Origin of the sequence: Aquilutibacter rugosus (assembly GCF_036541335.1) — a bacterium.
Taxonomy (GTDB): Bacteria; Pseudomonadota; Gammaproteobacteria; order Xanthomonadales; family Xanthomonadaceae; genus Aquilutibacter; species Aquilutibacter rugosus.
This window is the reverse complement of record NZ_JAZHBO010000002.1, coordinates 318,792-336,276: the sequence shown is the minus strand read 5'-3', so window position 1 is coordinate 336,276 and position 17,485 is coordinate 318,792. Positions and strand designations below refer to the sequence as shown.

15 protein-coding genes and 4 tRNA genes are annotated in these 17,485 nt (G+C 60.8%); 8 read left to right on the top strand and 11 right to left on the bottom strand.

Annotation, left to right across the window (positions count from 1 at the left end; genetic code table 11):
* The first annotated feature begins 4 nt into the window (after positions 1-4).
* The 6 genes from V3390_RS06845 to V3390_RS06820 are packed head-to-tail and all read left to right on the top strand — an operon-like array spanning position 5 to position 5,658.
* Positions 5-1,939: a heme lyase CcmF/NrfE family subunit gene (locus V3390_RS06845; RefSeq protein WP_331704332.1), complete on the top strand. Its 1,935-nt coding sequence runs from the start codon at positions 5-7 to the stop codon at positions 1,937-1,939.
* The gene (locus tag V3390_RS06840) at positions 1,936-2,511 is read left to right on the top strand and encodes a DsbE family thiol:disulfide interchange protein (RefSeq protein WP_331703904.1); all 576 of its coding nucleotides are present in this window, start codon (positions 1,936-1,938) and stop codon (positions 2,509-2,511) included. Before V3390_RS06845 ends, V3390_RS06840 begins: the two co-directional genes overlap by 4 nt.
* Complete coding sequence (locus V3390_RS06835; protein WP_331688588.1) at positions 2,508-2,948, top strand: cytochrome c-type biogenesis protein; 441 nt, start codon at positions 2,508-2,510, stop codon at positions 2,946-2,948. The genes V3390_RS06840 and V3390_RS06835 overlap by 4 nt, the downstream gene beginning before the upstream one ends.
* The gene (locus V3390_RS06830) at positions 2,945-3,946 is read left to right on the top strand and encodes a tetratricopeptide repeat protein (protein ID WP_331703903.1); all 1,002 of its coding nucleotides are present in this window, start codon (positions 2,945-2,947) and stop codon (positions 3,944-3,946) included. Before V3390_RS06835 ends, V3390_RS06830 begins: the two co-directional genes overlap by 4 nt.
* Positions 3,943-5,031, top strand: coding sequence for a homoserine O-acetyltransferase MetX (gene metX / locus V3390_RS06825; RefSeq protein ID WP_331704331.1), 1,089 nt, complete (start codon positions 3,943-3,945; stop codon positions 5,029-5,031). Before V3390_RS06830 ends, metX begins: the two co-directional genes overlap by 4 nt.
* Before the next feature lie 33 nt (positions 5,032-5,064).
* Positions 5,065-5,658 (top strand): cysteine dioxygenase family protein, encoded by a 594-nt coding sequence (locus V3390_RS06820; protein WP_331688586.1) that lies wholly within the window; start codon positions 5,065-5,067, stop codon positions 5,656-5,658.
* A 116-nt stretch (positions 5,659-5,774) separates the two neighbouring features.
* Here the strand turns inward: V3390_RS06820 and V3390_RS06815 are convergent, their stop codons facing one another.
* On the bottom strand, positions 5,775-7,403 hold the full coding sequence (locus tag V3390_RS06815; protein WP_331703902.1) for an FMN-binding glutamate synthase family protein: 1,629 nt from the start codon (positions 7,401-7,403) through the stop codon (positions 5,775-5,777).
* A 21-nt stretch (positions 7,404-7,424) separates the two neighbouring features.
* Positions 7,425-7,509, bottom strand: a tRNA-Leu gene (locus V3390_RS06810).
* A gap of 88 nt (positions 7,510-7,597) precedes the next feature.
* Here V3390_RS06810 and V3390_RS06805 point away from each other — a divergent pair.
* Together V3390_RS06805 and V3390_RS06800 are read left to right on the top strand one after the other, a co-directional pair.
* A complete protein-coding gene (locus V3390_RS06805; protein WP_331703901.1) occupies positions 7,598-8,257 on the top strand; it encodes a hypothetical protein in 660 nt (219 codons plus the stop codon).
* 6 nt (positions 8,258-8,263) lie between these two features.
* Positions 8,264-8,647, top strand: a complete 384-nt coding sequence (locus tag V3390_RS06800; protein ID WP_331704329.1) for a PAS domain S-box protein — start codon at positions 8,264-8,266, stop codon at positions 8,645-8,647.
* Positions 8,648-8,737: 90 nt separating this feature from the next.
* Here V3390_RS06800 and V3390_RS06795 read toward each other — a convergent pair.
* From V3390_RS06795 to V3390_RS06755, 9 genes are all read right to left on the bottom strand, one after another.
* A tRNA-Gly gene (locus tag V3390_RS06795) sits at positions 8,738-8,813 on the bottom strand.
* A gap of 39 nt (positions 8,814-8,852) precedes the next feature.
* Positions 8,853-8,926, bottom strand: a tRNA-Cys gene (locus V3390_RS06790).
* Between the two features lie 59 nt (positions 8,927-8,985).
* A tRNA-Gly gene (locus tag V3390_RS06785) sits at positions 8,986-9,061 on the bottom strand.
* 69 nt (positions 9,062-9,130) lie between these two features.
* Positions 9,131-9,694 carry a CDP-diacylglycerol--glycerol-3-phosphate 3-phosphatidyltransferase gene (gene pgsA / locus V3390_RS06780; RefSeq protein ID WP_331688583.1) on the bottom strand — a complete coding sequence of 188 codons (564 nt, stop codon included), beginning with the start codon at positions 9,692-9,694 and terminating at the stop codon, positions 9,131-9,133.
* 7 nt (positions 9,695-9,701) lie between these two features.
* A complete protein-coding gene (gene uvrC, locus V3390_RS06775; protein ID WP_331688582.1) occupies positions 9,702-11,528 on the bottom strand; it encodes an excinuclease ABC subunit UvrC in 1,827 nt (608 codons plus the stop codon).
* On the bottom strand, positions 11,525-12,292 hold the full coding sequence (gene kdsB, locus V3390_RS06770; protein WP_331688581.1) for a 3-deoxy-manno-octulosonate cytidylyltransferase: 768 nt from the start codon (positions 12,290-12,292) through the stop codon (positions 11,525-11,527). Before kdsB ends, uvrC begins: the two co-directional genes overlap by 4 nt.
* The gene (gene lpxK / locus V3390_RS06765) at positions 12,289-13,311 is read right to left on the bottom strand and encodes a tetraacyldisaccharide 4'-kinase (protein WP_331703900.1); all 1,023 of its coding nucleotides are present in this window, start codon (positions 13,309-13,311) and stop codon (positions 12,289-12,291) included. The genes kdsB and lpxK overlap by 4 nt, the downstream gene beginning before the upstream one ends.
* Positions 13,308-15,068 carry a lipid A export permease/ATP-binding protein MsbA gene (msbA, locus tag V3390_RS06760; RefSeq protein WP_331688579.1) on the bottom strand — a complete coding sequence of 587 codons (1,761 nt, stop codon included), beginning with the start codon at positions 15,066-15,068 and terminating at the stop codon, positions 13,308-13,310. The genes lpxK and msbA overlap by 4 nt, the downstream gene beginning before the upstream one ends.
* Complete coding sequence (locus V3390_RS06755) at positions 15,049-17,436, bottom strand: DNA internalization-related competence protein ComEC/Rec2 (RefSeq protein ID WP_331703899.1); 2,388 nt, start codon at positions 17,434-17,436, stop codon at positions 15,049-15,051. Before V3390_RS06755 ends, msbA begins: the two co-directional genes overlap by 20 nt.
* Positions 17,437-17,485: the final 49 nt, after the last annotated feature.

The following is a 17,485-nucleotide window of genomic DNA, read 5'->3' as shown; positions in this document are numbered from 1 at the left end:
CCTGATGCTTCCTGAAATCGGGCAGCTGCTGCTGATCTGCGCCTTGCTGGTCAGTCTGCTGCAGGCGGTGTTGCCGCTGCTAGGCGCTCATCGCAATAACACCGCCTGGATGCAAACCGCACGCCCGGCTGCAGTGCTGCAGTTTGTGCTGGTCGCAGCAGCATTTGGCCTGCTGACCTACGCCTTCGTCACAGCGGACTTCTCGGTGCAATACGTGGCCGACAACAGCAATTCGCTGCTGCCTTTGCTCTATCGCTACTCGGCGGTCTGGGGTGCGCACGAGGGTTCGCTGTTGCTGTGGACATTGATCCTGAGCTTGTGGTCTCTGGCCGTGGCCCGCTTCTCGCGCTCCTTGCCGATGCCGGTGGTGGCGCGCGTGCTGGCCGTGATGGGCATGGTCTCCGTAGGCTTTCTGGCCTTCCTGATCTTTACCAGCAACCCGTTTGCACGCGTTCTCCCGGCCGCCGCCGAAGGTGCCGACTTGAATCCGCTGCTGCAGGATCCGGGCCTGATCATCCATCCGCCGATGCTGTATTTCGGCTACGTCGGCTTTGTCGTGCCGTTCGCCTTTACTGTGGCCGCATTGCTCGATGGCCGTCTCAATGCGCAGTGGATTCGCTGGACGCGTCCGTGGACGCTGGTGGCCTGGGCATTCCTGACCTTTGGTATTGCACTGGGCTCGTGGTGGGCGTACTACGAACTTGGATGGGGCGGCTGGTGGTTCTGGGATCCGGTCGAGAACGCGAGCTTTATGCCGTGGCTGGTTGGTGCGGCATTGATTCACTCGCAGGCGGTCACTGAAAAGCGCGGTGAGTTCCGCGGCTGGACTTTGCTGCTGGCCATTGCGGCCTTCTCACTGTCCTTGCTCGGCACCTTCCTGGTGCGTTCCGGCGTTGTGACCAGCGTGCATGCCTTCGCCTCGGATCCGTCGCGCGGTGTTTTCATTCTGGTGTTCCTTGGTTTGGTCATTGGCGGATCGCTGGTGCTGTATGCGCTGCGTGCACCGGAGACGCGAGCCACCGAGTCCACCGGCTTTTCCTGGATCTCGCGCGAAGGCGCCCTGCTCGTCAACAACGTGCTGCTGACCGTCGCCGCTGCGATGGTGTGCCTGGGCACTTTGTATCCGCTGCTGGCTGACCTGCTGAATCTGGGCAAGATCTCCGTGGGTCCCCCCTACTTTGCTGCGATGTTTGTGCTGCTAATGGCACCGATGGTGCTGGTGCTGCCGCTAGGCCCCTTTCTCAAGTGGCGTCGCGATCAGCCCGACACGCTCAAGGCCTTACTGCCGTGGTGGACGCTGGCCGTGCTCGCGGCTTTAGCCGTGCACCTGACCGCCAGCCCCAGCCACTGGAAAACCGCTGCAGCGGTGCTGCTCTCCCTCTGGATCGCTACCGGCACCTTGGCGTACTGGTGGCGGCGACGCGCTCAAGGCAGCTTGAATGCCGAAACCGTTGGCATGCTGCTGGCGCACTTTGGTGTGGCGGTGTTTCTCGCCGGCGCTTTGGTCGTTGAGGCACGCAATCAGCAGACCGAAGTGGCGGTGGCACTAGGCGGCTCGCACGATCTGGGCGGCTATACGTTCCGAATGGACAGCGTGGAATCCGTACAGGGCCCCAACTATGTGGCGCAACGTGCAACCGTGACGGTGACGCAAGGCGATAAGACCGTGGTCACTCTGCACCCTGAAAAGCGTCAGTACATGGCGGGTAAACAGATCATGACCGAAGCTGCAATCGACGCCGGCATCACACGCGATCTGTACGTCGCCTTAGGCGAGTCGGTAGGCAATGATCGTTGGGCTCTGCGGGTACAGATCAAACCGCTAGTGCGCTGGATCTGGCTCGGCGCTCTGATGATGATGGCCGGTGGTCTGGTTTCCGCCACGGATCGTCGCTTCCGCCGTGTGACACTGCGTCCGGTCGAGGAAACTTCGCCATGACGACAACTCGCAATTCGATCTGGCGCTGGATGCCGCTGATCCTTGCTCTTCTGGTGGGCGCACTACTGGCCGGCGGGATTTACCTCGCGCGCGATGACAATCGCGATGCGTTGCCTTCGACATTGATCGGCCGCAAAGCACCGGACTTTAAACTGCCCGATCTGCACCGGCCCGATAAGTTCTATACACCGCGCGATTTCGCGGGCGCGCCGTACTTACTCAACGTGTGGGGTTCCTGGTGTCCGGAGTGTCGGGTTGAGCATCCGGTCCTCACGGCCTTTGCAGAAAAGCAAAAGATCAAAGTCGTGGGCTATAACTGGCGCGATGAGCGTGCCGATGCCCTGCGCTGGCTGGAGCAGTTCGGCAATCCGTATTACGCCGTAATGGTCGACAGCGATTCACGGACTGCGATTGATTTCGGCATCTACGGCGCACCCGAGACGTTTCTGATCGACGGCAAAGGAGTCGTCCGCTGGAAACATGTCGGACCGCTTAGTCAGGAGATCATTGATTCCGAAGTGATGCCCTTGCTGACCGAATTGGCCAGTGAAGCGCCGGGGCTGTTCAAATGATTCGTTACGCACTGCTGCTATGCCTTGCGCTGCTGTGGTCGCCGGTAGCGACCGCTCAAGTTCCCGGCAATGTCCCGCTGGAATTCCGTAATGCCGCCGAGGAGCAACGCTTTCACGCCTTGGCCGCAGAACTGCGCTGCGTGATGTGCCAGAACCAGTCGCTGGCCGATTCGAATGCGCAAATCGCCATTGAGTTGCGCAAGGAAGTGCTGACCCTGATGCGTCAGGGCCACAACGACGATGAGATCCGCGCGTTCCTTGTGACCCGCTACGGTGAGTTCGTTCTCTACAAGCCGGCCTATCGCGGTAAGACTGCACTGCTGTGGATTGCACCGGGTCTACTGGTAATCATTGCCGGCGCCGGTTTATGGATGTGGCAACGGCGCCATCGACCTGCCGCTGTGCAGGATGCCGACCAACAGGATGTGAAATGGTGAGCACCTTAGTTTTTGCATTGATCGGGCTCGCACTGGTCACACTCGTATTGGCCGTGGCGCTAAAACCACTGCAGCACAGTATGGGCACTGCCCGGTTGCTGGGAATGGCCGTTGCACTCGGTGTGGTCATCGCCAGTCTGTACATGATTGTCGGCACGCCAAACGCCCTGAATCCGCAACTCGCCTTGCCGGCAACTACCATGCAGGATGCAGTGGCGCAGTTACGTGAACGCGTCCGCACGCACCCTGATGATGCACAGGCCTGGTTGCTGCTCGCTCAAGCAGATCTGACCGAAGGCCATGCCGACGCCGTCAGTCCGTCGCTGCGCAAAGCTGTCGCCGCCGCACCGCAAGACGCCGACATCCTGACCCAAGCTGCCGAAACCCAATCGCTTGCTGCTGCGGATCACCGCATCAGCGATGAAGCCATGGGCTGGCTGCAGACCGCGCTGCACAGCAACGCACAACACCAGCGAGCTCGCTGGTTCCTGGGTATCGCGCAGCGCCAACGGAATCTCAATGCACAGGCAGCTGCGACCTGGGAACCCTTGCTGAGCACGATGGATCGCAGCGCCGGCGAAGCGCTTCTGTCCGAGGTCAATGCGGCCCGCGAGGCTGCAGGTCAATCGCCATTGTCCGCCGAACGTCTCCGCGCCTTGCCGCCCGAAGCGTTGCGCGTGCAGGTTCGTCTACCTGACACGTTGCGGCGTCGTCTGCCACCCGAGGCCGCGATCTTTGTCGCGGCCAAGCGCCAAGGCCAGGGTATGCCGGTCGCAGCTAAGCGTTATACCCCGGACGAGTTGCCTTCTACGGTTTACCTGACCGATGCCGATGCACCGATGCCGGCCGGTCGCCTCAGCCAGGCGGGCGAGGTCTCCATCAGTGCGCGGGTTTCGATGCAAGGTACCGCGACACCGGCCGCTGACGATCTGCGCAGCCAGGAAGTCAAAGCACACTCCGGCGGCTCCGTCACGCTACAAATTCCGGAGTCCAACTGATGGAATTTACTCCGGCAGGTTCTCTGTTTGCGCCATTGCCTTCGCCCTACACGTTTCGTGATGGCCGCAGCATCGAAGGCGCCCGCATTGCCTATGAGACCTGGGGCACGCTCAACGCGCAGGCCTCCAACGCGATCCTGATACTCACCGGTCTGTCAGCCAATGCGCATGCCGCCGCCACGGACGCGAACCCGTCCCCCGGCTGGTGGGAGCCGATGATCGGCAGCGGCAAGGCCATCGACACGGACAATTGGTTTGTTGTTTGCGTCAACAGTCTGGGCAGTTGCAAAGGCTCGACGGGTCCTGCCTCGATGAATCCGGACACCGGTACGCCGTATCGCCTGGATTTCCCGAACTTAACCATCGAGGATGCGGCCGATTCCGCTACGCATGTGCTGGAACATCTTGGGATTGAAACCGCTCAAGTCGTGATCGGTGCCTCGATGGGTGGCATGACGGCACTGGCTCTGGCCTGTGACCATCCGCATCGCGTCCGCCACCTCATCGACGTCTCTGCTGCGGCTACGGCTTTGCCCTTTTCCATCGCGGTTCGCTCACTGCAACGCGAGGCCATTCGACTGGACCCGTTGTGGGACGGCGGCAACTACACCGACGAGAGCTACCCCGAGTCCGGCATGCGTATGGCCCGCAAACTCGGCGTCATCTCCTACCGCTCTGCGATTGAATGGGATGGGCGTTTTGGGCGTGTGCGACTGGACTCCGATACCGACGACGACGATCCCTTTGGCATGGAGTTCGCGGTCGAGTCCTATCTCGAAGGCCATGCCCGCCGCTTTGTGCGCTATTTTGACCCGAACAGCTATCTGTTCATGAGCCGCGCAATGGATTGGTTTGAGCGCATTGAGGATCTGCAACGCGTGCAACTCGACTCCGCGCTGGTGATCGGCGTGCAGACGGACATCCTGTTTCCGGTGCAGCAGCAGGAACAGATCGCGGAGCTGCTGGCCAGTTCCGGTGCTCCAACGCAGTTCCTGTCGCTGCCGTCACCGCAGGGACACGACGCGTTTCTGGTGGATTACGACCGATTCATACCCGCGGTGCGCGATTACCTGCATCGCCTATAATGGCCAAAGCGTCCTAAATTCAGCGAGATTCGCATGGTGCAGTACGACTTCCCCGGTAAAGACAAAATGATCCGCGCCTTTGACGCGGCCATTACACCGGACGATGCGCAAGCCACCACCGAGGCGATCCGCTGCGCTCTCATTGAGCTCTATAACGATCCGGCGGTGCAGCTGCCTGCCTGCTGTTTTGAACCGGTCGATGACCACTACGCCCGCCGCGAGATCTACCGTAGCGATGACCTGGGCTACAGCGTCGTTGCCATGACCTGGGCTGCTGAGCAAGGCACACCCGTGCACGATCATAGCGGCCTCTGGTGTGTCGAATCCGTGTGGCAGGGCGAACTCGAAATCGCCCAGTACGAATTACTCGAAACCGACGGCGAACGCTATCGGTTTCATCGGACTCCCTGTCTGCAGGCTTGTACGGGTTCCGCCGGCCGTCTGATTCCACCGCACGAATACCACACCATTCATAACCGCGATGCGACGGATTCGGCCATCTCATTGCACATCTACGAGCGCCCGATGGAACGTAGCGCCATGTTCGAACCGGTCGATGCGGCGAGTGTCGAGGGCGGCAGCGGCTGGTATCTCCGCCACTGCAAGACGCTCTGTACTGACGATTAGTTCCAGACGATTCCGGTCGTAATGTAGATCAGTGCCAATGCCATGACAATGGCAGCAATAGCAAGCCAGGTATAACCCCAGCGTTCAGCATTCGGATCTTTCAAGTTCCGCGCTCCTTAGAATTCGCGGCTTTTGCGGTGTTCCATGACGGAACGTGGCGGCGTAAAACTGTCCGCGCGAGCCTGCTGCCAGAACGACGTGAGCACATCATGATCCGGCAAGTCATCGCCCAGCAACGAACCGGGCGCAATGAAATTATAAATCCGGTCGAAGGCACGAACCTCGGTCGGTGAGATCCGCCGTAGCACATGCTCGGGGCCCAGTTCCTGCGGGTGCGACAGGCCCGCAGCACTCAGCAGCTCGGCCAACGCATGCACCGTGGCCCGGTGATAATTGAACACGCGCTGCGACTTGTCCGTGACATCGAGTTGCCGCCAGCGGCGCGGATCCTGCGTCGCGACACCGGTCGGGCAATGGTCCGTATGGCAGCTCAACGACTGGATGCAGCCCAGCGACAACATGAAACTACGGGCCCCGTTGCACCAGTCCGCACCGAGCGCCATGGTCTTGGCCACTTCGAAGGCACTGGTGATCCGTCCCGCAGCGCCAAGCCGAATTTGAGTGCGCAGGCCGGCGCCAACCAGCGTGTTGTGAACCAGCAGCAGGCCCTCGTGCATGGGCACGCCGACGTGATCAATGAACTCAGCGGGCGCCGCACCGGTGCCGCCTTCGGCACCATCAACCACGATAAAGTCCGGCAGGATCTGCGATTCCACCATTGCCTTGACGATTGCGAACCACTCCCACGGGTGGCCGATACACAGCTTAAAGCCGACGGGTTTGCCATCGGAGAGTTCGCGCAGCTGCCGGACAAACTGCAGCAGGCCCAACGGCGAGTCGAATGCAGAGTGCGATGCAGGCGAAATGCAATCAACGCCGACCGGTACGCCGCGTGTCGCGGCAATCTCCGGCGAGACTTTGGCGCCGGGCAAGACCCCGCCTTTGCCGGGCTTTGCACCCTGCGAGAGCTTGATCTCGATCATGCGGATCTGCGGATTGGCCGCTGTAGCGCGGAACTTATCCGCGTCGAAACCGCCCTGCTCCGTGCGGCAGCCAAAGTAACCGGTGCCCAGTTCCCAGACGAGATCACCACCGCCCTCGAGATGATAAGGCGATACCGAACCCTCGCCGGTGTCTACATAGAACCCGCCAAGCGCGGCACCGTTGCTTAATGCTCGCACGGCAGCAGCGCTCAAGGCGCCAAAGCTCATGGCCGAAACGTTGAACACACTGGCATCGTATGGCTGCCGGCACTGCGGTCCGCCAATGCGAATGCGAAAGTCGGGCTCGGCAATCCTGACCGGGGCCAGCGAATGATTGATCCACTCGTAGCTTTCACCGTAGACATTGCCCAAGGTGCCGAAGGCCACCACATCGCTGACTTTCTTGGCTCGTGAATACACCAGTGAACGCTGAGCGCGGGAGAACGGGACCTCATCAAGGTCAGCCTGGACAAAGTACTGTCGCAGCTCGGGTCCGATGGATTCGAGAAAGAATCGGAGATGGGCTAACAACGGATAATTGCGCCGCAGCGTGGATTGCGGTTGCAGCAGGTCATAGATGCCGGCCGCTGCCAGCAGGAGCAAGGGCGCCACCGCGGCCAGCCACCAAGCGGAATGGACCCATGAGGCCCAGGCTGCGAGAGCAAGCAGCACGAAAACTGTGACTAACGCCAAATAACGCATGCGCACCCGCTAAAATTGGTGTGGTGGGAATGACGGGAATCGAACCCGTACTCATTGCTGAGGCAGATTTTAAGTCTGCTGCGTCTACCAATTTCGCCACATTCCCGTGCGTTTGAAATAATACCATCTTAAGCGTGTTGCACTACTCAGTTCGGGTATATCCTTATACGATTACCTAAGGCGCCGAATAGTCCATGTCACTACCCTCGCCGGGTCGTCGTAGCCCGCTACTACTACTTGTGATACTAGTCATCACCGTCATCTTTGCGCTGGGATTTGCAGTCTATTACTCGCATGCCGCCAAGGAATTACGCGACAACCGCGACCTGGCGACCGATGCATTTGAATTGCGCCTGACTTTAAAGGACTTGCAGACGGCAACGACCAAATTAGGCGCCTCCGAGGTTGGCGAACCGGCCAGTCCGTTGCCGGTAGACCTCGCGGACAAACCGGTATCCGCACCCGAGCAGGGTTACGTGGAGTTGGCACGGATCACCATGAGCCTGATGTCCACTAATTCGCTGAGCCCCCTGGATCGGGAACGTCTGCAGCGAATCAATTCGTTGGCCCAAGCCTACATCACCAATACGCGAATGCAGGGCCCTGCCCCATTGCGTAGGGCCATGCTGGCCGATATCGAGAAAGAGTCGGAATTGCTCAATAATTCCGCCAATCAACGCTGGCGCGATCTCAATAGGAACGCCAACTTGTACCGCAACCGATTACAGAGCAATGTGCTGAGCACGCTGATCCTGCTGGGTCTTTGCCTGGTCGCCTGCGCTGCGGCCATTTTCCGAATTAACAAGCAGCGCCACAGAGCTCTTGAACTGCTGCAGACTCAGACCGAGCGCTAACGCGCCATTCTGGACAGAACCGGTGAGGCCATCTTTACCGTCAGCACGGCCGGTTCCATGCTGACCAGCAATCGTGCAGCTACTGTAGTTTTCGGCTGGGACCCTTTGACCCTGCAGGGCAAGAAGTTGACAGAGCTCCTTGCCGATAGCGGCACAGGCGAGCGTGTCCTCGGCAGCTTTAAGACCCTGCAATCGGCCCAGCCCAAAGAGGGCGATGATTATTCCGGCACCGGTATCGACTCGGACGGACGCCGCTCCCCCGTTGAAATCAGCTCGACCCAAGTCACGTCGGGCAATACTACAGACTACGTCGTTGTCATTGCCGATCTGACGCATCATTGGCGTCAGCCCGCGGACTTGGAGCCGGAACCGGCACCGATCGACGTCTGATACCCACACGGTCGCCACTGGCGGCCGTAATCATTTATAGGGCCGAAAACGAAAAACGGCCGCTGCTAGCGACCGTAATCTGATAAACAATGGAGCGGGAAAAGGGACTCGAACCCTCGACCCCGACCTTGGCAAGGTCGTGCTCTACCAACTGAGCTATTCCCGCATTTAATTGTCTTTTAGCCCCTGCCAGCCAAGTGGAGGATGGAGGCCGAGGTCGGAATCGAACCGGCGTAGACGGATTTGCAATCCGCTGCATAACCACTCTGCAACTCGGCCCCTGATGATCACTCCAATACAGGACCGAACACGGGCTACCGCTGACTCCAATGAATAATTGGAGCGGGAGAAGGGACTCGAACCCTCGACCCCGACCTTGGCAAGGTCGTGCTCTACCAACTGAGCTACTCCCGCAGCGGAACCGAGATTTTAGACCGATTTCCCGATGGCTGTCAACACCTTTTGCACGCAATTATTTCAGTTTTAGTCGTTCTGATCGACTAGGCTTGGCCATGCGGCGCGCAGGTAATCCAGCCCGGACCACAATGTCAAAAGCGCGGCTCCGGCCAGCAGCCATTCACCGATGGCAAAGATCGGCAGGCCCAGAAAGTCTTCGCGAAACAGAAGGCACGTGACGGCAACCATCTGCACCAGTGTCTTGATTTTGCCGAGCAGCGCCACTTTGACTTTGCTCCGATGGCCGATTTCAGCCATCCACTCGCGCAGGGCGCTTACGGCAATTTCGCGGCCGATAATGACACTCACCCACAGCGACATCCATTGCGTTGGCTGGTGTTGTACGGCCAGAACCAGTGCCACCGCAACCATCAGTTTGTCTGCCACCGGATCGAGAAACGCGCCGAAACGACTCTGCATATCCCACTTGCGGGCAATCCATCCGTCGAGCCAATCCGTAACGGAGGCGAAGGCAAAAATGGCAGCCGCCGCAATATTGGTCCAGGAATTGGGCCAGTAATACACCAGGATCAGCACCGGAATCAGCACGATGCGAAGCAAGGTCAGGATGGTCGGAAGATTAAGTTTCAAGATGTTGTCAGGCGTCCATGCCGTGTAAGGCTGCGTAGATGCGTTCTGCTAGATTGTCGCTGATGCCGTCGACGCGGGCAATCTCTTCGATTCCCGCCGCTTTCAGCCCCTGTAAACCGCCAAAATGCTTGAGCATCTGCGATCGGCGTTTAGGACCGACGCCGTCAATGCCCTCGAGCGCGCTGGCATTACGGGCTTTCTGGCGTTTACCGCGATGACCGGTGATGGCAAAGCGGTGTGCTTCGTCGCGAACCTGCTGCACGAACTGCAATCCGGGCGATGCGGCGCCAGGCTGCAGTTCGGTGCCGTCGGGCAAAATCAGCGTTTCCTCGCCTGCCTTGCGTTCGGGGCCTTTGGCCACGCCGACGATAGTGACGTTCTGCACCTGAAGTTCGGTCAGCACATCGCGGGCTTGGGCGATTTGCCCTTTACCACCGTCAATCAGCAGCACATCGGGCAAGGGCGTGCCCTCCTCGATGGCGCGTCGGAAGCGGCGTGTCAGCGCCTGGTGCATGGCCGCGTAGTCATCGCCGGGTTCAATGCCGGTGATATTGAAGCGACGGTACTGTTGGCGCACGGCGCCGGTGCGATCAAATACCACGCACGACGCCACCGTGGCCTCGCCCATGGTGTGCGAGATATCAAAGCATTCAATGCGATTCGGTGTCTCGGCAAGGCCAAGCAAGGCTTGCAGATCCTTTACCCGTTGCAGTTGTGCACTGTGGCTAAAGACATGCGCAGTTAACGCCAGTTCTGCCGTACGACGTGTCATTTCCACGTAGTTGGCGCGCTCGCCACGCACCGTATTGCGGATCCGCACCTTGCGTCCCGACACCGATGCCAGAGCTTCTTCGAGCACGGTGCGATCATCGGGCTCCACCGCTGTGACGATTTCCATCGGCGGATTGTGCTCAAGGTAGTACTGGGCGATAAATGCCGACAGAATCTCGCCGTCGCTCTCGCCACCATGAATGCGCGGGAAAAACGAACGCGTGCCGAAGTTGCGACCGTCGCGGAAAGCCAGCAGCACCACACAGGCAGCGCCCTGCTCTCGCGCCAGCGCCAGCACATCCAGATCGGCAGCACGGCCATCGACATACTGACGCGCCTGCACGGTGCGAATTGCAGCGATCAGATCGCGCAGACGCGCGGCACGCTCAAAGTTCAGCGCCTCACTGGCAGCCTGCATCTGTGCCGACAGATCGGCGGTCAGATCGTCGCTACGGCCCTCGAGCAACATGCGAGCGCGGGCAACGGATTCGGCGTACTCGTCGGGCTCGATAAAATCCACGCACGGCGCACTGCAGCGCCCAATCTGATATTGAAGGCAGGGCCGCGAGCGGTTACGGAATACGGAGTCTTCGCAACTGCGCAGCTTGAACAGCTTCTGGATCAGGTTGAGCGTCTCGCGAATGGCAAGGCCGCTGGGATATGGGCCGTAATACTGCCCTTTCACGCTCCGCGGCCCGCGATGCGACATCACACGCGGCACCTCAGCATCGGTCAGTAGAATGTACGCGTAGCTCTTGCCGTCGCGCAGCAGCACGTTATAGCGCGGCTTCAGCGACTTGATCAGCTCGTTTTCAAGGATCAGCGCCTCGGCCTCGGTGCGCGTTACCGTGACTTCCATGCTCGCGATTTGCGCAATCATGGTCTGAATGCGCGGCGACTTGGGCGACTGATTGAAATAGTTCGAAACGCGGTTGCGCAAGGCATTGGCCTTGCCGATATACAGCACGTTGCCCTGCGCATCCAGCATGCGATACACACCGGGAGCGGTGCTCAGATGCCGGACAAAATCCTTGCCGTCAAAAGCGGGTCGGTCTTCACTCATGCCAAGCCGGCAGCAAGATGGCGGATCGCCCGCTCCAGATCTTCGGGCGTATCCACGCCGGGCGGGAACGCCGCCGGGGTCACTTGCACGGCAATGCGATAACCGGCCTCGAGCACCCGCAACTGTTCCAGGGATTCCATCTGCTCATACGACGATGGCGGCATGGCACTGAACGTCTGCAGGAACCCGGCCCTGTAACCGTAAATCCCGATATGTCGAAGAGCACGCAGTCCCTTCGGCAACTCGGTCATACCGGACGCAAACGCGTCACGGGCAAACGGAATCGGCGCGCGCGAAAAATACAGAGCCTCGTCGCGCTGATTGGCCACCACTTTGACAACGTTCGGGTCCAGCAGCTCACGCAGTTCCGTAATTGGCGTACACAAGGTGCTCATGGGCGCCTCAGAGGCTTCCAGCAGGCGCGCGACGGCACGAATGCCCTCGGCGGGAGCGAATGGCTCATCGCCCTGCAGATTCACCACAATACGATCATTGGCCCACCCCGCAATTCGCGCGCATTCGGCCAGCCGATCGGTTCCCGATTGATGCGTGGTCGCTGTGAGAGCTACTCGTACAGGTGTACCTTTTAGAGCGTCTAGGATGCGCTCGTCGTCCGCCGCAACCCACACTTCGGCCGCACCCGCGAGCAATGCACGCTCGACCACGCGCACGACCAGCGGCTTGCCGCCGATATCACGTAAGGGCTTGCCGGGCAGACGTGTGGCGCTGTAGCGCGCGGGAATGGCAACGACAAAATCGGTCATGCAGTCACCTGCGGATTCCTGCGCTCTTTAATCTGTGCGACCCGCTCCAGCAACTGATTCCAGAAGGCATCCGGCAACTGCGCTTCGATCGGCAGCTCATAGACGTTCGACGCAGCAAAGGCACGGCATTTCACTGCATCTTTAGACGTCATCAGTACCGGCAGTGCCTTCTCAAACTGCAAATCGGCGGGTGCATACGGATAATGATCCGCAAACGCATGCGGAATAATCAGCATGCCGCGCTGACGCAGAAACTCAAAGAAGCGTTCGGGATTGCCGATACCGGCAACTGCGTGAACGCGGCGTTGCAGAAACGAGTCGAGCGATCGGGTCTTGCCGGTGGCAACACTGACCGCATCACCGTAGCGATATTGCATGGGCCACAGTCCGCGCACCAACTGCCTGGGCTCAGTCGTCGCCCAATTCAGAATGCGGAAGTCCACTTCATCGCCACGTTCCACCGGCTCACGTAAGGGGCCGGCCGGCAGCAGCATGGCATTGCCGTAGCGGCGATCGGCATCAATGACTTCGATTTCCAGATCGCGGGCCAGTGCGTAGTGCTGCAGACCGTCATCACAGACAATCACATCGCAACCGTCCGCAACAAGCGCGCGTGCAGCGGCCAGTCGATTCGCATCCAACTGCACCGGGGCGCCGGTTGCGCGAGCCAGCATGGCCGGCTCATCACCGCTATCAGCAATAGGCGTTTCGGCAGTGACGCGCAGGGCCTGCTTTTCATCGCTGCGGCCGTAACCGCGGCTGGCGATACCCGGGCGGTAACCCTCGGCCTGCAGTCGTTTAACGATGGCGATTACCGTCGGCGACTTGCCCGTACCACCCGTGGTCAGATTGCCGACGACCAGCACCGGAACCGGCACCGAGCCGCTCTTTAACCACCCATTGCGATAGGCTTTGCGACGCCACTGCGTCACGGTGCCATAGACACCCGCCAGCGCGCGTGCGGTCCAAGGTACAGATTGGTTGCCGTACCAGTACGACGGAGGTTGGCGCTTACTCATGCCGACTGCGGCTCATGAAACTGCATGCGATGGAGATGCGCATACATGCCATCACTTGCGAGCAGTTCGCTATGCGTGCCGCGCTCCACGATGCGACCGGCATCCATCACCAGAACCTGATCCGCATGTTCAATGGTGGACAGGCGGTGCGCAATGACCAAGGTGGTGCGATCGGGCATCAGCCGCTCCAGTGCAGCCTGCACCAGACGTTCCGACTCGGTATCCAGGGCAGCCGTCGCTTCGTCAAGGATGAGTATCGGCGCATCTTTCAGCATGGCACGGGCGATGGCCAGACGCTGACGTTGGCCCCCGGACAACTTGCCGCCGCCGGTACCGATCGCCGTATCCACGCCGTGGTCCAGACGTTCGATGAACTCCGCTGCATTAGCACCAGCAATGGCCTGCTGCAGGCGTTCGCGCTCGAGATCGGCCAACTCACCGTAGGCCACATTCTCAGCGACCGTGCCGTCAAACAGCAGAACCCGCTGTCCGACATAAGCAATCTGCCGGCGCAGGGCCGATAGTTTAAGTTCGCGCACCTCGGCACCATCGAGCAGAATCTGCCCTGCCTCCGGCTCGTAGAAGCGCGGCAGCAATTGAATCAGCGAGGTCTTGCCACTACCCGATCGTCCAACGATGGCGGTCACCGTACCAGGCTCGGCGACAAAGCTAATGTCCTGCAGCGCCAGCGCGGTCGCATTGGGATAACGCGCACTGACGTTACGGAATTCGATGCGTCCGCGCACGCGTCCCGGATCCACAGTTCCCTGATCGGGCTCGTCGGCTGCATCCAGCACGGAATACATGCGTTGCGCCGACGCGATACCGCGCTGAATCATGCCCTGCACATTGGTCAACTGCTTAAGCGCCGGAATCATCGCCATCATGTTGACCATGAGCACGACGAAGCCGCCCGCACTCAACCGCCCGGCCGATGCTTCGCGCCCTGCAAAAATCATCAACAGGGCCAGGCCCACGGCGCCCATCAGCTGCACGATGGCTGAGGACACGCTGCGGGTGGACTCCACCTTAAGACCCAGTTCGAGATGACGATCGGCCTGCTGCCCGTACCGCCCGACCTCGGCCGCTTGCGCGCCATAGACTTTGACGTCCTGCTGATTCGTCAGCGCCTGATCAGCCAGCAGCATCAGCTGGGCACCGCTTTCCTGCACGCGATGGCCAATGCGGCGATAGCGCTTACCGACGCGGTCCATAATCCAAGCCAGCGGCGGCGCCATCAGCAGGATCGCCGCGGTCACCTGCCACGAGGTGTACAGCATCACACCCAATGCAACCAGCGCCTGCAAAGACTGCTGGATCAGCACCTTCATGGCGTCAATCACTGCAAACGAAACTTGATCGCTGTCGTTACCAAGCCGCATCAGCATGGATGGCACCGGCTCGTCGTCGAAGCGCGAACCCGGCAGGCGCAGATACTTACCCAGCAAGGTGACTCGCAAGTCGCGCGAGATGCTGCGACCGGATTTGGCCATGAACACATCGGACAGATAGCCGGCAAAGCCGCGCACCACAAACAGGCCCACGATGGTCAAGGGAATGGCCCAGCTCACCTGCGCACTGCGTTCCACAAAGGTCTGATCGACCATGGGTTTCATGAGCAGCGTGAAGTAGCCGCCGGCCGCCGCCTCGAGCAGCATACCGATCAGAGCCAGCAGCAGTAGCGGGCGATACGGTTTAGCAGTCGCCAACAGGCGTTTGTACGTGCTCCAGGGCGAGCTATAGGCCGCTTCGGTCATCCTCATAGGATACCGTAACTGCCGATCCCTGCCGATGCCGCTGTGCGTCCCACAGGCGCGGCCGCTGTTCGCGCAGGGCCGTGACCTTCCAGCCCTGCGGACTCGACGTGGCGGTCAGCATGCCGTAGTCGGCCGTGACCGGAAATCGGGCGCCTGCATCGTGCCAGCGCTTGACCACCGCCGGCCGAGGATGCCGGAACATGTTGCGGTAACCGGTGCCGCCCAGCACCCACTTGGCCCCTGCAGCCCGAATCAGCGCGTCCGACGACGAAGTCAAACTGCCGTGATGCGGCGCGCTCACCAGTTGCGCCCGCAATTGGGCCGCATTCAGGCGCACCAGCTCGCGTTCTACGTCCACGCCGATATCGCCGGTCAGCAGGGCCACTCCTGAGCGCGACTCGATCCGCAGCACGCAACTCGAATCATTGGCCAGATACGGACTCCCGCGCAGTGGCCACAGCACCTCGAAGCGCACGCCATCCTGTTGCCAGCGCTGGCCGCGAAAACAACGTTGCGACTCCGGCACCTTTGCACCTTGCGGCGCCCATACCGTTTGCACCGGCATGCCGCGTCGCACACTGGCGGCCCCACCGGCGTGATCGTTGTCGCCATGACTGAGCATCATCCAGGCCAGGCGTCGCACCCCAATCGCCCGTAACGAAGGCAACACCGACAGCTCCCCCTCATCGCGCCCACCCGGCTTTGCTGGGCCTGCATCGTAGAGCGCATCCGTCCGATGGGTGCGCAAGTACACCGACAAGCCCTGCCCGACATCAATCACCCGCAGCTCGATGTTCCCATACGCAGGCCGCGGCAACCAAGGCCAGAACAACGGCACCATACCGACCAGTCCCAGCCACCGCATCGGCATGCCACGCGGCATGGTCATCCACAGCGTTCCCACACAAGCGATCAGCAACACCGCCAACGAAACGGACGGCATCCAGGCCATGGACCACGCACGCGCCGCGATCCATTCGAACAAAGGCCACGTCAACCCGAACGCCCACGATGCCAGACTCCACGCCCACGCACCTGCGCCCTGCATTAGTGCCTCTAACGCCGTTCCGATCAACGCCAAGGGCACCACCACCCCGCTCCACCACGGCACCGCGATCCAGTTCGCTAAGGAGCCGGCAATGGAGACCTGACCGAACCACAGCATCGCCACCGGCATCAGCGCAAAGGTCGCAACAAACTGCGTGCGCATAAAAGTCCGTAGCGTGCCCTCGTTGTGCGAAGGCATCACCGCCATCAGCCATCCCACGCCCAGCATGCTCAACCAGAACCCCGCGCCCATCACCGCCAGCGGATCGAACAGCACCATCAGCATAACGACGAGAGCCAGCAGATCCAGCGGCGCAATGCGACGCCGCTGCACCGCGGCTACCGCCAGCACCGCCATCATCAGCGCGGTACGCAGGGTCGGCGCCTCGTTGCCGGTGACCGCGCAATACAGCAGTCCACCTCCGGCCGCGGCCACACTCATGGCGATCGGTCGTGGCAGGGCGCGTTGCACGCGCGGAAAGAGCCGAAGCCAAGCACCGACCAGCAGGGCAAACATCGCACCGACAAAACCCACGTGCGATCCGGAGATGGCGATCAGGTGTGTCAGTCCGTCGTTGCGCAGGATAGTCCAGTCGGAGTCCGTCAGTGACCGCGTATCGCCCAGCGCCAAACCGCGAATAAACCGAGCATACGGGGATGTTGTCGTTGCAGCGATTCGCGCACTCATCCCTTCACGCCAGGCATTGAGCCCCTGTCGCGACTCCAGCAGTCGTGCCGTCTCAGGTCGTTTGAGAATTGCCGTCGCCACCAGACGCTGTGCAAACGCCTGCCGTTCACCGTCAAACCCGCCGGGATTAATCAGCGATCGCGGCGCACGCAACTGCACCGTTAAGCGCCAGCGTTGGCCGACATGGATCCTAGAGGCGAAGTCCTCGCCGCCATCTGCACCGTCCTTGGGCGAGGGGTAGTAACTGACACGGATGCTCTGATGGCGCAGTGTGGGCAGCGGCGACGATTCCACGCGCATGCGCCAACGTGCCCCCTTGGGCTCAAGCTGGGGCAGATCCGTGACAGTGGCGATAAGAGTGGCGGTTTTGCGATCCCACTCGGCCGGCAATGTGTGGGCCATCACCTGTCCCGCGTGCAAGGTCGCCAGGCCATACCCTAGAGCGAGCAGCCCGGGAATCCGCAATGGCCAACACCACAGCCAGGCCGCCGCACCGACCGCCAGCAAGGCCCAGGCCGGGTTGGGAGATAAAGTCATCGGCGCATGCAGCGCCCACACGGCGCCCGCCAGCAAGGCCGCAGCGGCCGGCAGGCCTATGCGCGGAATGCATAACGGTGACTGCTCCGTGGACATCCATGCAGACTGACTGCATGGCGGAGTGGCGCCGGCTTAAGTCTCGCGT

What these genes read in the sequence shown, in the direction of transcription:
- V3390_RS06840 (WP_331703904.1), top strand. Translation starts at nt 1,936, where the DNA reads ATGACGACAACTCGCAATTCGATCTGGCGCTGGATGCCGCTGATCCTT.
- uvrC (WP_331688582.1), bottom strand. Translation starts at nt 11,528, where the DNA reads ATGAGTGAAGACCGACCCGCTTTTGACGGCAAGGATTTTGTCCGGCAT.
- lpxK (WP_331703900.1), bottom strand. Translation starts at nt 13,311, where the DNA reads ATGAGTAAGCGCCAACCTCCGTCGTACTGGTACGGCAACCAATCTGTA.
- V3390_RS06755 (WP_331703899.1), bottom strand. Translation starts at nt 17,436, where the DNA reads ATGTCCACGGAGCAGTCACCGTTATGCATTCCGCGCATAGGCCTGCCG.
- V3390_RS06805 (WP_331703901.1), top strand. Translation starts at nt 7,598, where the DNA reads ATGTCACTACCCTCGCCGGGTCGTCGTAGCCCGCTACTACTACTTGTG.
- V3390_RS06820 (WP_331688586.1), top strand. Translation starts at nt 5,065, where the DNA reads ATGGTGCAGTACGACTTCCCCGGTAAAGACAAAATGATCCGCGCCTTT.
- kdsB (WP_331688581.1), bottom strand. Translation starts at nt 12,292, where the DNA reads ATGACCGATTTTGTCGTTGCCATTCCCGCGCGCTACAGCGCCACACGT.
- V3390_RS06845 (WP_331704332.1), top strand. Translation starts at nt 5, where the DNA reads ATGCTTCCTGAAATCGGGCAGCTGCTGCTGATCTGCGCCTTGCTGGTC.
- msbA (WP_331688579.1), bottom strand. Translation starts at nt 15,068, where the DNA reads ATGACCGAAGCGGCCTATAGCTCGCCCTGGAGCACGTACAAACGCCTG.
- V3390_RS06815 (WP_331703902.1), bottom strand. Translation starts at nt 7,403, where the DNA reads ATGCGTTATTTGGCGTTAGTCACAGTTTTCGTGCTGCTTGCTCTCGCA.
- V3390_RS06835 (WP_331688588.1), top strand. Translation starts at nt 2,508, where the DNA reads ATGATTCGTTACGCACTGCTGCTATGCCTTGCGCTGCTGTGGTCGCCG.